The sequence below is a fragment of the Pontibacter sp. BAB1700 genome, from assembly GCF_000277005.1.
Lineage (GTDB): Bacteria > Bacteroidota > Bacteroidia > Cytophagales > Hymenobacteraceae > Pontibacter > Pontibacter lucknowensis.
This window is the reverse complement of the sequence record NZ_AKIS01000176.1, coordinates 1-14,446: the sequence shown is the minus strand read 5'-3', so window position 1 is coordinate 14,446 and position 14,446 is coordinate 1. Positions and strand designations below refer to the sequence as shown.

13 protein-coding genes and 3 pseudogenes are annotated in these 14,446 nt (G+C 52.4%); 12 read left to right on the top strand and 4 right to left on the bottom strand.

The window, feature by feature from the left end:
• Nucleotides 1-578: 578 nt before the first annotated feature.
• From O71_RS25980 to O71_RS18215, 6 genes are all read left to right on the top strand, one after another.
• Entirely contained in the window at nucleotides 579-1,751 is a 1,173-nt protein-coding gene (locus tag O71_RS25980) for a transglycosylase domain-containing protein (protein WP_237717899.1), read from the top strand.
• Entirely contained in the window at nucleotides 1,751-3,028 is a 1,278-nt protein-coding gene (locus tag O71_RS25975; RefSeq protein WP_237717900.1) for a penicillin-binding transpeptidase domain-containing protein, read from the top strand. Before O71_RS25980 ends, O71_RS25975 begins: the two co-directional genes overlap by 1 nt.
• Before the next feature lie 249 nt (nucleotides 3,029-3,277).
• Nucleotides 3,278-3,952, top strand: coding sequence for a response regulator transcription factor (locus O71_RS18225; RefSeq protein ID WP_007659848.1), 675 nt, complete (start codon nucleotides 3,278-3,280; stop codon nucleotides 3,950-3,952).
• Nucleotides 3,952-4,617, top strand: coding sequence for a hypothetical protein (locus O71_RS25970; RefSeq protein WP_071530904.1), 666 nt, complete (start codon nucleotides 3,952-3,954; stop codon nucleotides 4,615-4,617). Before O71_RS18225 ends, O71_RS25970 begins: the two co-directional genes overlap by 1 nt.
• A gap of 22 nt (nucleotides 4,618-4,639) precedes the next feature.
• Nucleotides 4,640-5,275 (top strand): sensor histidine kinase KdpD, encoded by a 636-nt coding sequence (locus tag O71_RS25965; protein ID WP_071530903.1) that lies wholly within the window; start codon nucleotides 4,640-4,642, stop codon nucleotides 5,273-5,275.
• 29 nt (nucleotides 5,276-5,304) lie between these two features.
• Complete coding sequence (locus O71_RS18215; protein WP_155800998.1) at nucleotides 5,305-6,576, top strand: SdiA-regulated domain-containing protein; 1,272 nt, start codon at nucleotides 5,305-5,307, stop codon at nucleotides 6,574-6,576.
• Nucleotides 6,577-6,633: 57 nt separating this feature from the next.
• Here the strand turns inward: O71_RS18215 and O71_RS18210 are convergent, their stop codons facing one another.
• From O71_RS18210 to O71_RS18200, 3 genes and pseudogenes are all read right to left on the bottom strand, one after another.
• On the bottom strand, nucleotides 6,634-7,344 hold the full coding sequence (locus O71_RS18210) for a phosphatase PAP2 family protein (RefSeq protein ID WP_237717898.1): 711 nt from the start codon (nucleotides 7,342-7,344) through the stop codon (nucleotides 6,634-6,636).
• Nucleotides 7,345-7,524: 180 nt separating this feature from the next.
• A pseudogene (locus O71_RS18205) lies at nucleotides 7,525-8,384 on the bottom strand (aminotransferase class IV).
• Nucleotides 8,368-9,503: pseudogene (locus tag O71_RS18200) on the bottom strand (P1 family peptidase). Before O71_RS18200 ends, O71_RS18205 begins: the two co-directional pseudogenes overlap by 17 nt.
• Nucleotides 9,504-9,662: 159 nt before the next feature.
• Here O71_RS18200 and O71_RS18195 point away from each other — a divergent pair.
• Nucleotides 9,663-10,430, top strand: a complete 768-nt coding sequence (locus tag O71_RS18195; protein ID WP_007659838.1) for a S1/P1 nuclease — start codon at nucleotides 9,663-9,665, stop codon at nucleotides 10,428-10,430.
• Nucleotides 10,431-10,653: 223 nt separating this feature from the next.
• Nucleotides 10,654-10,845 (top strand): cold-shock protein, encoded by a 192-nt coding sequence (locus O71_RS18190; protein WP_007659836.1) that lies wholly within the window; start codon nucleotides 10,654-10,656, stop codon nucleotides 10,843-10,845.
• 77 nt (nucleotides 10,846-10,922) lie between these two features.
• Here the strand turns inward: O71_RS18190 and O71_RS18185 are convergent, their stop codons facing one another.
• A complete protein-coding gene (locus O71_RS18185) occupies nucleotides 10,923-11,807 on the bottom strand; it encodes an AraC family transcriptional regulator (protein WP_007659834.1) in 885 nt (294 codons plus the stop codon).
• A 124-nt stretch (nucleotides 11,808-11,931) separates the two neighbouring features.
• On the opposite strand from O71_RS18185, the gene O71_RS18180 reads away from it, so the two are divergent.
• From O71_RS18180 to O71_RS25955, 4 genes and pseudogenes are all read left to right on the top strand, one after another.
• Nucleotides 11,932-12,852, top strand: a complete 921-nt coding sequence (locus O71_RS18180) for a dihydrodipicolinate synthase family protein (RefSeq protein ID WP_007659832.1) — start codon at nucleotides 11,932-11,934, stop codon at nucleotides 12,850-12,852.
• Nucleotides 12,842-13,972 (top strand): aldehyde dehydrogenase (NADP(+)), encoded by a 1,131-nt coding sequence (locus O71_RS18175; RefSeq protein ID WP_007659830.1) that lies wholly within the window; start codon nucleotides 12,842-12,844, stop codon nucleotides 13,970-13,972. The genes O71_RS18180 and O71_RS18175 overlap by 11 nt, the downstream gene beginning before the upstream one ends.
• A 50-nt stretch (nucleotides 13,973-14,022) precedes the next feature.
• Nucleotides 14,023-14,295, top strand: a complete 273-nt coding sequence (locus tag O71_RS25960; RefSeq protein WP_007659828.1) for a hypothetical protein — start codon at nucleotides 14,023-14,025, stop codon at nucleotides 14,293-14,295.
• A 3-nt stretch (nucleotides 14,296-14,298) separates the two neighbouring features.
• Nucleotides 14,299-14,446: pseudogene (locus tag O71_RS25955) on the top strand (proline racemase family protein); the annotation flags it as partial.

Here is a 14,446-nt window from a genome sequence, read left to right as displayed (position 1 = left end):
CCCTGATGCCTTCTTCGGGCCACTGTGCCTCCTGGTCCACACGGGGAGCCTCATCTTGAATGACGGTTTGTGTCGTCTGGTTTACCAGCTGCAGGATCTGATCTAAGTTCATGTGATAGGGCATTGGGTGAACGGCTGTAGGTATAAATTAATCTATTGCATAAAGCCGCTTGTACAAAACTACCTATAATATCAGGCTATAACTAATTTACACGACCAGGCGTTTGCTACCTCATTTAAAAATATGATGGGCAGCATCACGCATCCGAAATCACATACTGCCTTTTGAAGGTACAGGTTTAAGGAGATATGGCACTGAACACAGGAGCCGTTGCACGTTAGGGACAAATTGAATAAAATGCAGGTTAATTGCGTTGTCAGCCGTGGCTAAGAAACAAATTCAGGTGTCCTGAAAGTGTTTTTACCCGTAAGGCCTCTGAAAAAACCAGGAAAGGTATGGCGTGGTTATTGCCTGCTTCCTGGCGGCGGCTGCCACAGCAGTTGCGCAAAACTTACCTTATATGAAGCGTTTGCTCGTAAAGCTAATAAAATTAATCACATACGGCCTTCTAGTGCCCGTGCTCACATTTCTGGGCACGCAATTCCGACTGTTCTTCCAAAGTCAGAAGCCAAAGCTAACAGGTGCATACTGGAAGCAAAAATGGCAGGCGATACGTCAGTTTAACCCCTTAAAGCCTCGTTTGTCAGAGCTGCGTTCTATGCTGCGCTTTGCCCTGAAAGGAGCGCTCTTTCTGCTGCTCGCATTTACCATCTTTTACCTGGCAGTGTTTACAGGGATAGTGGGTGGTGCCGTTCCTTCACGCGCACAGCTGAAGGCAATCCAGAACAACACAGCCTCTGAGGTATACTCAGCAGACAGGGTCCTGCTCGGTCGCTACTACATCCAGGACCGCACCAACATCCGCTACGATGATATAGCGCCTGTAGCCATTGATGCGCTGGTTGCTACGGAGGACGTGCGTTTTTATGAGCACGGCGGCGTAGACACCCGTAGCCTGGCGCGGGTGTTTGTGAAGACGCTGATGATGGGCCAGGAAAGCTCTGGCGGAGGTAGTACCCTTAGCCAGCAGCTGGCCAAGAACCTCTTTCCGCGCAAAGGCTACCGCCTCTGGGATATGCCGGTCAACAAGATGCGCGAGATCATCATTGCCCGCAAGCTGGAAAGTATATACTCGAAGCAGGAATTGCTCGAGCTATACCTGAACACAGTGCCGATGGGCGGCAACCTCTACGGCATTGAGCGGGCTTCCCGCCGGTTCTTCAACACAACTGCCGACTCACTCAGGACAGAGCAGGCAGCCGTGCTGATCGGTATGCTGAAGGCCACGACCAGCTATAACCCGCGTCTGTACCCGGAGCGCTCGCTGAAGCGCCGGAATGTGGTACTCAACCAAATGGCCCGGTATGACTACCTAACCCCCCATCAGGCTGACTCGCTGAAACAACTGCCACTCAAACTGAACTACCGCTATATCACCCACAACGACGGCATGGCCCCTTACTTCCGGGAACAGCTGCGGCAGGAATTGGTGCAGTGGGCCGCCTCCCAGCGCAAACAGAACGGGCAGCCTTACAACCTGTATACAGACGGACTGAAGATCTATACCACCATTGATTCCCGCATGCAGCGGCATGCCGAGCAGGCGGTGCGCAAAAAAATGGCGCAGCTGCAGCAGCAATTTGATGCGCACTGGAAAGGCCGTACCCCCTGGGTTCGGATGCATCGGTGATGCAGCTGGCCATGCAGCGCTCGGATCGCTATAAAAAACTAAAGGCAAACGGAGCCTCCGATGAAGAGGTGCTGGAGAATTTCCGGCAGCCGGTAAACATGCCGGTCTTCAGCTGGAAAGGCAACAGCAACAAGTCCATGACCCCGATGGACTCCCTCGCTTACTATCAGCGCTTTCTGAACACCGGCCTGCTGTCGATGGAGCCCGCTACCGGCTATGTGCGTGCCTGGGTGGGCGGCATCAACCACCACGCTTTTAAATATGACCATGTGCGCTCCCGCCGTCAGGTTGGCTCCACTTTCAAGCCATTTGTGTATGCTGCCGCTCTCGAGAAAGGCATAGATCCCTGCAATTATTTCCCGAATGAACTGACGACTTACCCCGAGTATGACGACTGGTCGCCACGAAACTCCAACGGGCAGTACGGTGGCGAGTATACCATGCGTGGTGCACTGGCACAGTCCGTCAACACCATTTCAGCGCACCTGATCCTGGAAACGGGTGTTGACCGCACCGTTGCCTTGGCCAGGCGCATGGGTATACAGCAGGACCTGCCACGGGTGCCTTCGCTGGCACTGGGCACGGCGGACCTTTCGCTCTTGGAAATGGTGAGCGCTTACTCGGCTTTTGCCAACGGTGGGTATAAGACGGCACCTATCTACATTGAGCGTATAGAGGACAGGCAGGGCCGCGTAGTACACCAGCATCGCAGCGGCAGCGGAACACAACGGGTGTTGTCGCGTGACAATGCGGCCATCATGCTGCACCTGCTACAGGGTGTGGTAGAAGAAGGCAGCGCCGCCCGCCTGCGAACTGAGTATGGTCTGCGCATGGATATTGCCGGCAAAACCGGTACCTCACAGGAGCACGCAGATGGTTGGTTCATCGGCATTACCCCTGAGCTGGTGACAGGTGTCTGGGTTGGGGCCGAAAGTCCGAAGGTCAGGTTCAGAACGATCAGCGAAGGCCAGGGATCGCGCACGGCCATGCCGGTGTGGGGCGAGTACATGCGACGGGTAGCCCAAGACAAAGAATTTGCCAGTCTGCGTACAGTTCGTTTTGCACCGCTGCCCTCTCACTTGCAGGGTATGCTCAGCTGTGCGTCTTACCGCGACGCACCACCAGAACCAGAGAACATTTTTGACCGGATAGCTGACCGGGTTGTGAAAACCTATGAAGACTGGAAAAACCAGGCGAAGAGCAACCGCGAACGAAAAAAACAAGAAAGAAAGCGAAAGCAGGAAGAGAAAAAAGAAAAGCGCATCCGCTGGTTTTAAGTCAGGTATAGCACGATGACCCGAGTTGAATTTTGTATCGTTTCTGCCAACGGAGCTACTTCTGAGATTGTCCTGATTTGACAAAATTTGATTCTCTTGCCCCACCACGGGTACAGTTTTGTTTCATCATACGTTACGCCAACAGTATTTGGATAATGTTCGCTTAGCCTGATCAAATACAGATTGTCTTCAGATTCATTTCATATACTTCGGGTTCTTTCCGTATACTTCGCGAAATAAGACGATTGAATGAAACTGCTGATAATTGAAGACGAGCAAGCCCTGAATGCTTCCATGGTGTCCTACCTGCAGCAGGGCGGCTATACCTGCGACGCTGCACTCAACTACCGCGACGGGGCCCGTCTGCTGGCAGATCAGCACTATACCTGTGTGCTGGTTGACCTGACCCTGCCGGGTGGCAGTGGGCTTGACCTGGTGAGGCTCCTCAAAAAGAACAGCCCCGACACGGGCATCATCATCATATCTGCTAAGAATGCGCTCGACGATAAAATCACAGGACTTGAGCTCGGGGCAGACGACTACCTGACCAAACCGTTCCATCTGTCAGAACTCAACGCCAGGCTGCGCTCCGTGATCAGACGCCGGAATTTCAACGGACAGAAAGTGATCCAGATCGGGAGCCTGGAGGTACACCCGGATTCGGCGGAGGCATTGGTGCAGGGACGCAAGCTCACGCTGACCAAGAAAGAGTATGACCTGCTCCTTTACTTTGTCACAAACAAAAACAGGGTGCTCACCAAAGACTCCATCGCCGAGCACCTGTGGGGTGACCACATCGAAACGCTCGACTCGCTTGACTTTGTGTACACGCACATCAAAAATCTGCGACGCAAAATAGTGGAGGCAGGTGGCGAGGACCCCATCACAACCGTGTATGGCATGGGTTATAAATTCAGCTTCTAATGCGTATTCTCACCAAGACGAGTCTCTACTACCTCCTGGTTTCGGTTATCGTGTTCCTGCTCGGAGGCCTGAGCTTTTACAAGATCCTGCAGACAGAGATTTACGACGAAGTAGATGATCAGCTCTTTACTGACAAAGAGAACATCATCGAGTACATCCGGCGGCACAATGAACTGCCCAGCGTAACCTCAGGTATATCGGAGGCCATCATTGTCAGGGAAACCAGTGCAAACGCCGGAGCCCTCGAAGCGCTGTCGGATACACTGATCTTCAGCACTTACGATGAAGAGTATGTGCCCTTTCGCAAACTCACATTCACAACTTACCAGGACGGCAAACCCTTTGAGTACACCATCCTCAAGTCGCTGATGGACTTCGAGGACCTGTTTGAGAGCACCATGCTGGCGATGGCCTGGATATTTGTGCTGTTGCTCGTCGGGCTGGCCGGGGTGAACTACTTCATTAACAAATACAACTGGCGAAACTTCTACGATACACTGGAGCGAGCGAAGCGCTACAGCCTGACACAGCGAAAACCGCTTGTACTGAAGCCATCCAACACCCAGGAGTTTCAGGAGCTGAATGAAGTGCTGCAGGCCATGACCGGCAAGATCCACAATGACTACCTCAACCTGAAAGAATTCACTGAAAACGCCTCAACATGAAATACAGACGCCCCTGGCGATTGTGAGCAACAAACTGGAGCTATTCATGCAGTCCGACAACCTGACCATGCAGCAGGCAGCCATGCTGGACGAGATGCACGCCTCCATCAACCGCCTGTCGCGACTCAATCGTTCGCTCATTCTGTTGACCCGCATCGAGAACAGGGAGTTTTCAGAAAATGAAGCCATCCCTCTGCATGAGTTGCTGCAGGAGCAACTCGATCAGTTGCAAGAAATGATGCAGATGCACGATATCCAGGTTGAGATAGAAGCGATGCAACCTGTTTTTGTGGAGATGAACACTGGCCTCTGCGAGATACTGATATCCAACCTGCTGCTTAATGCCATCCGGCATAACAGTACGGGTGGCATCATCCGGATCAACCTGCAGGCAGACGAACTTTGTATCAAAAACTCAGGCGAAGCGCTACAGGATGAGCCGGTGAGTTTGTTTGAGCGCTTCAGAAGCGGCGGCAAGTTTTCCGGGTCACTGGGTATTGGACTGGCACTTGTCAGCAAGATCAGCGAACTCTATCAATTACAACCTTCCTATACCTATGAAGAGGGCCTGCACGTGCTCCGGTTAAATTTTCAGAAAAAAAATCGCCTGATACCCCCATTCTTCAGAATTGCTTCAAATTCCCGCAGTATAATCTAACAGATACAAGAAGAATTAAGAACCATACTATGAAACATACACATTTGTGGGCGATGGCGCTCATGACAGGCACCATCCTGAGCAGCTGCGATCATGACTGGTCTGCCCGAAACGTACCGGATGCCGTTAAGGTCAAATTTGTAGAAAGCTACCCTACCATCAAACGTGTGGAATGGGACAGGGTGGATAGTCTGTACGAGGCTGAATTCAAGATCAGCGGCCGGGAGCGGAAGGCGCTATTTGGGGAAGACGGCACTTTGCTCAGTTACACTGAAGAGATTGAAGAACAATACCTCCCGAAAAGAATAGCAGCCCAGTTGCAGCAGGAGTTTAAGAGCTATAAAATAGACGAGGTACATCGGGTGCAGGAAGGCAGCCTGACAAGTTTTGTGATCGAACTGGAAAAAGGAACCCGGGACATCTGGCTGCGCTTCAATGAAAAGGGCGAACTGCTGGATAGGTCTGCTAATGCCGCCACTCCGATCAGGAAACAGTCGGCATCACTCCTACCTCTAAGCAGTAGCGCAACGACGACCGATGACCTGGGTACGCCGGAGCTGCGCTGGGACTTACCGCCGGTGCTTCGTGAAGTATCTGGCATCGGCATGCTCCCGGATGGAAGTATGGCCTGTGTGCAGGATGAAGTAGGAACAATCTTTATCTATAACCTGGACCAGAAAGCGATCAGTCAGGAGATTCCATTTGCTGGCCCCGGCGACTATGAAGGTATAGCAGTGGCCGGTGAGAACGCCTATATCGTGCGGAGTGACGGCACCCTGTTTGAAGTGGTCGGGTTCAGAAACACTAAGCCGACCGTGCAGGTATACGAAGCCTCCTTTCCGGCTACTATCAACATCGAAGGGCTCGCCTATGACCAAGAGCACAACCAGCTGCTGCTGGCTCCCAAGGGTTACGACCCGAAGCTGAAAGCGCAGAAGGGTATCTATGCTTTTTCACTGGACTCTAAGAAATTCCTGCCTCAACCCGTCACCAGCATTTCCCTGGATCAGGTGCAGACACCCACAAAAGGCAAAAAACAGAAATCAGGCTATGATGTGTTGCAACCCTCCTCCTTGGAGCTGCACCCGACTAGCGGCGAATTTTACATGCTGGATGCCGTGAACAACAGGCTGTACGTGATTACCAGAGAAGGTCAGATCTCCAAAACTGTTGACCTGGATAAAAAGATGCTCCGACAGGCAGAGGGCCTTACTTTTGGCCAGGACGGCGCGCTGTACATTGCCAGCGAAGGCAGTAAAAAAGGAAAAGGGGTGATTCACAGGTATAACAACCGTCTTTAATTTCCCTAAAAGTGAAAGCCTGGTGCTGCTGCTCCGGGCTTTTGCTTTTGTTCAGAATCAGGGAATCCTGTATATCAGTGCAATGCCGGTCGCTCCGCCGCTGTGAAACGGCATAACACCCAGTTGCTGATTTTTTTTGTGGTGGCTCTGGGCAATTTTCCGCTGAATATAGGGGTAAACCAAATACACCACTTCTGCAGACAGTATACCTATACCTGCTCCCGCCAGCACGTCGGATAGCCAGTGTTTGTCATTCAGTATACGTAGCGCTCCGGTAGCGGTAGCGAAGGAGTAGCCGGCCACGCTGTACCACACACTTCGTTTGCCGTACTCTTTATGGAAAAAAGTGGCATAGGCAAAAGCCCTGCTGGTATGGGCAGATGGGAAAGCATCGTCAGAGGAATTGTCAGGGCGATCGATAGCTGTCAAGGTTTTGAGGTTGTTGGTCAGGGTGCGGTTGAGCAGGTGCGTCATTCCCAGCAAAATAGCCTGTTCTGTAAAATGGTGCTCTCCACGCACACCGGCAAGGTTGAGCCCAACAGCCATGGCGACCGGAACATGGTAGGTGTAATTGTCGATCTGGGTATTAAAATCCTGGTAATTGCTGCGCACAACCCTGCGCAAACCTCGGCTGGCTTCAAACAGGCCCTCGTCGTCCATGTGGGTGATCCCCAGCGTGATCAGCAAAGTGGGAACGGCCATTTTCCTGGCCAGCACGCTTAGCTTACTTCTTTCTGCTACCTGAGCTGTTTCTGTTGTATCGGCCAACTCGCTGACTACAGCAGTGTCTGGAATGTGAAGGTATAAATCTGCTGGCTGATTTGCCCATGCCGGGAGTACAAGCCAGTTCAGTAGTAAGCAGTAAATATATTTCTTCATAGCACAACCCTTTTTGTTACTATGTACGAGCTGATTTTGAAGAAATTCTGTATTTATAAAAAAAACCGTTTACCAGCCTTTTGCAGCTGCCACCTGTTCTACTTCCAGGCTAATCAAGTCTTGCAATAGCTGCATACTGACTTCTCCCGGCTTGCCTGTCCCGATCATGGCTTCATCAATCTGTACAATGGGCAGGATACGTTTTGTGGTGCTTGTCAGAAAAGCCTCCCTGGCCTGCAACACTTCTTCCAACCGGATGTCACGTACTTCGGTCTTATACCTGCGTCCGGCCAGCGAAAGCACATTTTTGCGGGTGATTCCTTTTAAGATGTTGCTGGCAGGTGTTACGACGGTGCCATCATGTGTGACGATAAAGAAGTTGCAGCGTGGGAACTCCGAGACGATTGCGTTTTTAGCATACAGCACCTCTTCTGCCCACTTGCCTTTTGCTCTTGCAGCAGGCGTATACCCATGGAGTAATTGATCGTTTTCACCTCCGGCACTTCCCGCACATAGTCGTGCGTCATGATCGGTATACCTTTTGCCACTTTATCGGCGGATGGCAGTGTGAGCGGAAGCTGCGTGATAAGCAAGTTGGGATTCATTGGTGTAAATCCGTCCTCGGAGTAGCCGCCGGTCAGAATCATTTTCATGCCTGCCACTGGCAGCTTGTTCAGATCTGTCAGTTTAGAGATCACCTGTTTTATCTCTTCCCGAGAAAGTGGCACGGCCAGGTGCATCAGTTCTGCTGACTGGTAAAAGCGATCCAGGTAATCGTCGAGAAACAGCGGGTAGCCCTGCTGCACTTTCACGAAGTCGAACACCCCATAGCCGCGTTGCACGGAGAGGTCACTGATATGTAGCGTGGCCTCGTTCAGCGGCACGATCTGGCCCAGGTTGTAGGCGAAAAGCTTATCGTTTGATGGCATTGTGTTTCTTGAGTATTTTAATGACAGGTTGTATAGGAAGTGCTTCAATGGTATTACCCTGGCGACCTTTCATGGTTTCTGCTTTGAAAAGGGAATTGATTATCGCCTCTTCGGTTGCCTCAATCGTGGCCATGAACAGCGGGGACATTTCATCGTTTCGGAGCAGTGTAAAGGTCTGTGTTTTATCATCTGAATGATAAGGTATACGCAAACCTCGTTGGTGGAGAAAGCGATCACATAATCGCCGCTGCCATTGGAGGCGATGCCGCCGGTTTTGGCAAGGCCCATCATGGCTCGCTTTGCAATGCGCTCCAGGTTGCGGGCATCTACAGGTGCGTCAGTTGCCACCACGATCATACAGGAGCCGTCAGCACTCTCCAGCACTTGCTTGCTAAACGAAAATTTACCCAGCTCCTCCCCCACAGGCACGCCGTCGATTTGCAACACACCGCCAAAATTACTTTGCACCAATACGCCCACGGTATAGCCGCCAAGGCTGGCTGGCAGCTTGCGCGACGCTGTTCCGATTCCACCCTTATACCCGAAGCAGACCGTGCCGGTTCCGGCCCCTACATTGCCTTCGGCCACGGGTCCGTCAGCCGCCTGCTTGATTGCCTGCAGTACATGCTCCTCTTTCACATGGCGCCCGCGAATGTCGTTCAGGTAGCCGTCGTTCGTCTCGCCTACCAGCGCATTGACAGACTGCACTGCTTCGTTGCCCGGCAATTGCAAGGTATAGCCGACCACCGCGTTCATGGCCGTGCCTACTCCCAGGGTATTGGTCAGGATGATGGGCGACTCCAGGTTGCCCAGTTCCTGTACCTGCGTGCTGCCAGCCAGTTTGCCGAAGCCGTTACCTACGTATACCGCTGCCGGCACTTTCTCCTGAAAAAGATTGCCACCATGCGGCACAATAGCCGTCACACCAGTCCGGACCTGCTCTCCCTGCACCAGGGTGGTGTGCCCTACCCGCAGACCGGCCACATCGGTAATGGCATTGTGCGTACCGGTTTGCAGCACCCCGATCCGGATGCCATAGTCGCGGGCACGCTTGCGATCCTGTGCGTCTGCGTTAAGTATCACTGCCATCATGAGTAAGCCTGTAAAGAGTATTTTCATACCGGTGGATCCGAGTAAAATAGTGAACCGTAACAGCAGCCACATGCCACTGAACTTTAATGTCTGAAAAGCCATTCTTTAAAAGAAATAGGCTTTGATCTACACAATTACGCAAAAAAGCCTTTGTTTTGCAGCATCTAAAATCCAATAATTTTATCGATGAAAAAAATAGTTTGTATTCTGCTATTTATATCTCTTTTCGTATCGCAGGCTATGGCCTGGGGGCAAAACGGACACCGTGCCGTTGGTCTGATAGCGGAGCAGCACCTGAGCAAAAAAGCGAAGAAGAAGATCAACAAAGTTCTGGCCGACAACTCACTGGCAGAGGTGTCTGTTTGGATGGACGATATCAAGTCGGACGCCGCTTACAACCACACCCACGACTGGCACTGGGTGACTGTACCGGGCGGTATGAAATACGAGCAGACCGAGAAGAACCCAAACGGTGACATCATCATGAAGATCGAGGAGTTGGTAACCGTACTGAAAGCCGGCAACCTGACAGCGCAGCAGGAAGAAGAGTACCTGAAGTACCTGGTGCACCTGGTAGGTGACCTGCACCAGCCGCTGCACGTAGGCAAGGAAGGCGATATGGGCGGCAATGCGGTAAAACTGCAGTGGTTCGGCCAAAACTCTAACCTGCACCGCGTATGGGACAGCGATATGATCGATGGCAAAAACCTGAGCTTTACCGAGCTGGCCCGCTTTGTGGGTACTCCATCAAAAGACCAGGTTAAAAACTGGCAGTCTACTGGCGTGCGCGACTGGGCTTACGAGTCGGTGCAGCTAAGAGAGCAGGTATACAACATCCCGGAAGATGGCCGCCTGGGCTACCGCTACAGTTACGATAACTTCAGCACGGTAGAGCAACGCATCCTGCAGGCGGGTGTTCGTCTGGCTGGTCTGCTCAACCAGATCTACGGCTAAGCAACAGACAGCTTATAACTGATGAAATACGGCAGCCAGTAGGGCTGCCGCATTTTTTTATGCCTGCCTTGGAAAGACTAAGTTTGAGGAAAGCGCGTTTGAAAAAAATAATAGGCCCTGGGACTGCAGAGAGGCATAATTTTAAAATTTTTGCAAAAGTTGTAACCTAGTATGAACGATTTAGCGTTCTGCAGTGTCTAACATGTATTAACAACAAAACATCATGAGTAACGGAAAAGTAAAATTCTTTAATGAAACCAAAGGTTTCGGTTTTATCAAAGACAGTGAAACAAACGAAGAGTACTTCGTACACGTAACAGGTTTGATCGACGAGATCAGAGAAAACGACGAAGTAACATTCGAAGTAAAAGAAGGCAAAAAAGGACTAAACGCGGTAAATGTGAAACTGGCTTAGTCTGGTTATATATAAAGCGTAAATCAAACAAAGGGCCCCGCATGATGCGGGGCCCTTTGTCGTTTACAGGTATAGCCCTAGCGATGCGGTAACTGCTCCCGTCCCGAACGGCGGTATACTTTAGGCGAGCAACCCATGATGTTTTTGAACACCCGGTTGAAGTGCGAAAGATTGGAGAATCCCACGCTAAAAGCCACACTCGCTATAGTGGCGTCTTCCTTCTTGAGCATCTGACAGGCATTGCCGACCCGGATCTCGTTCAGGAAAGCTGTGAACGTCTTACGGGTTCTTTCCTTGAAAAACCGGCAGAAGGCCTCCCGACTCAGATTAGCCACGGCAGCCGCTTCTTCCAAAGGTATAGCCCGGTGGCTTTGCTCTACCAGAAAATGCAGCACCTGGTCCATGCGCCTCCCTTCCCGCTCCGACAGGTCCTGCACCCGGTCATCCAGGTTTAGCCGCTCCAATTTCGCTTCCAGCAACAGCACCCGCAGCAAAGCTAAACCAGCCAGCATCTTGTCAAGACCTGATATCTCCTTCAGCAATTCTACCTGCCGCCTGAATGAGGGCTCGTTTATACCCTGCACCTGGTAACAGCCTTTCAGTTTGTCGAGAAAGCTTCTGACTTCCTGCAGTTCCTCTGCCTCCCAGAAAGCCCGTCCCAAAGCCTCGGTGTCGAAGAACACGATCAGGTCGTGGCATTCCTGCTTACTGTCTGCTTCGTAGTATACTTTATCACTGCGGAACACATGCGGTACGTCTCGGCCCAGCAGGAAAATATCGCCCGGTTTAAAGCGCCCCAGGTAATCCCCCACGATCAGTTTTCCCTCCCCTTTCAGGATGCAGCTCAACTGGATCTCGGGATGCTGGTGCAGCTTATCGTAGAAGTAAGGCTGCCTGTCCTCCTGAAAGCGCACAAACTCCTTGCTCGATTTGGGGATTTTGAATGGAATCACCTTTTTCATAATACCATATTAATAAATCTGACAGACAAATCTCACTATTTGATCAATATAGCACCAGTATTGACTAATCCTGTGGAAGATAAAGGGCTTTGATTGAGCTAGTTTTGATAAAAAAGAAAAGCTTATGAACTGGAACGGCGTATTCCCGGCCCTCACCACCAAGTTTTATGCGGACGGGGTAATTGACTTTGATACATTCCTGGACAACGTGGATGCTCAGTTGGAGGCAGGTGTGGACGGCATCATCCTGGGCGGCACCCTCGGAGAGGCGAGTGTGCTCACCATACCTGAAAAACAGGAACTGACCACACGCACCATTGCCCATGTGGATGGCAAAGTGCCGGTCATCCTCAACATAGCGGAAGGCGCTACCCGGGAAGCTATACAGCGGGCAAGAGAAGCAGAAGAAATCGGTGCGAAAGGCCTGATGCTGCTCCCGCCCATGCGCTATGCAGCCGATGCCCGGGAGGTGGTCACCTACTTCAGAACCGTGGCCGACAGCACTTCACTTCCTATCATGATCTACAACAACCCAACCGACTACAAAACGCTGGTCACCTTGGAGATGTTTGACGAGTTGCTACAGCATGAAAACATACAGGCGGTAAAGGAATCGACTCGCGATATCTCCAACGTCACCCGCATGATCAGCCGCTACGGCGACCGGATCAAAATACTCTGTGGCGTGGATACACTGGCGTTGGAGAGTCTGCTGATGGGAGCGCATGGCTGGGTGGCTGGTTTGGTCTGCGCTTTTCCGAAAGAAACGGTGGCGATTTACCGACTGGTGCAAGCTGGACGTATACAGGAAGCCCTCGCCATCTATCGCTGGTTCCTACCCCTGCTGGAGCTCGACATCGTGCCTAAATTGGTGCAGAACATCAAACTGGCCGAGCAGCAGGTTGGCCTGGGTACAGAGCACGTCCGTGCCCCGCGACTCCCGCTGATTGGGGAAGAGCGACAGCGCGTATTAGCTATCATTGAGGCAGGTATACGCACCCGTCCGACATTGCCTAACCTTAAAGAAATCAACCATGTCCTTTGATGCTATTTTCACGAAAGCCGACATGGCTTTCGGCAGGTATAAAAAACTGCATGCCGCCTCAAAAGCAGAGCTACTGCGCACCATTGCTAAAGAAATTGAGCAGTTAGGTGATGAATTGCTGGAAACTGCCCATCAGGAATCGAACCTGCCGCTGGCACGGCTGACAGGTGAGCGGGGCCGCACGATAAATCAGTTGCGACTGTTTGCCTCGCTGTTGGAAGAAGGCTCCTGGCTGGAGGCGACCATCGACACGGCTATACCTGACCGCACGCCTATACCTCGTCCGGACCTGCGCCGCATGCTTATTCCGCTGGGACCGGTGGTGGTGTTCGGGGCGAGCAATTTTCCGCTGGCTTTCTCCACCGCCGGAGGCGACACGGCCTCTGCCCTGGCTGCCGGATGCCCGGTCATTTACAAAGAACACCCCGCCCATCCGAAAACCTCGCAGCTTGTATACAGAGCCATCCAAAAGGCACTGCAGCGCTGTGAACTGCCCGAAGGCATTTTCCAGCATGTGAGCGGCGGAACGGACGTCGGGCAGCAACTGGTGCAGCACCCGCAGGCAAAGGCCGTTGCATTCACGGGCTCCTTCAAAGGAGGCAAAGCTATCTTTGACCTGGCCTGTCAGCGCCCGGTGCCTATACCTGTGTTTGCCGAGATGGGCAGCGTGAACCCGATCTTTGTGCTTCCGGAAAAAACAAAAGGCAATGGCGAGCAGCTGGCGACACAGGCGGCTCAGTCAGTGCTGCTCGGAGTGGGGCAGTTCTGCACCTGCCCGGGACTCGTCTTCTACCCTGCCTCGGAGGCGAACCATACCTTCCTGGAGACATTCGCAGAGAAACTGCGGGACGCTCCTGCCGAAAAAATGCTCCACGAAACCATCTGCAGCAATTATTACCAGCACCTAAAAGGCCTGCACACACACGAGGGGGTAGAAATGGTACTGGCTCCGGCCGAAGATGTGCTGACAGGCGGTGCCGCTCTGGCCAAAACGACGGCGCAGCAATGGCTGCAGCACCCGACCTTGCAGGAGGAGGTCTTCGGACCTTATGCCATGGTCGTGACCTACGAAAGTCAGGAGGAACTGGAGCAGGTGGCCGGCAAGCTGCAGGGCAGCTGACCTGCACGGTTTGGGGGGCAGACAATGAACTAAAGGAATCGGAGAAACTGGTGGATACATTACGTGAGAAATGCGGTCGGCTGCTCTTTTCCGGTGTACCGACCGGAGTGGAGGTTTCCCATGCCATGACCCACGGAGGTCCCTTCCCGGCTACTACCGATAGTCGCTCTACTTCCGTAGGCACCTACGCTATCAAGCGATTCGCACGACCGGTTACTTTCCAGTCGGCACCGCAGGAGCTTCTGCCAGAGGAGCTGCAGGATGCAAACCCGCACAAGGTATGGCGCACGATCAACGGGCAGCTTACACAGGACACCATCTAGGTCATGGCACGGAAAACCTTCTTTTGCATCGATGCCCATACCTGCGGCAACCCCGTTCGTCTGGTAGCAGGCGGCGGACTATCCTGCAGGGCAGCAACATGAGCGAAAAGCGCCAGCACTTTCTGCGCGAGCACGACTGGATCAGGCGCGG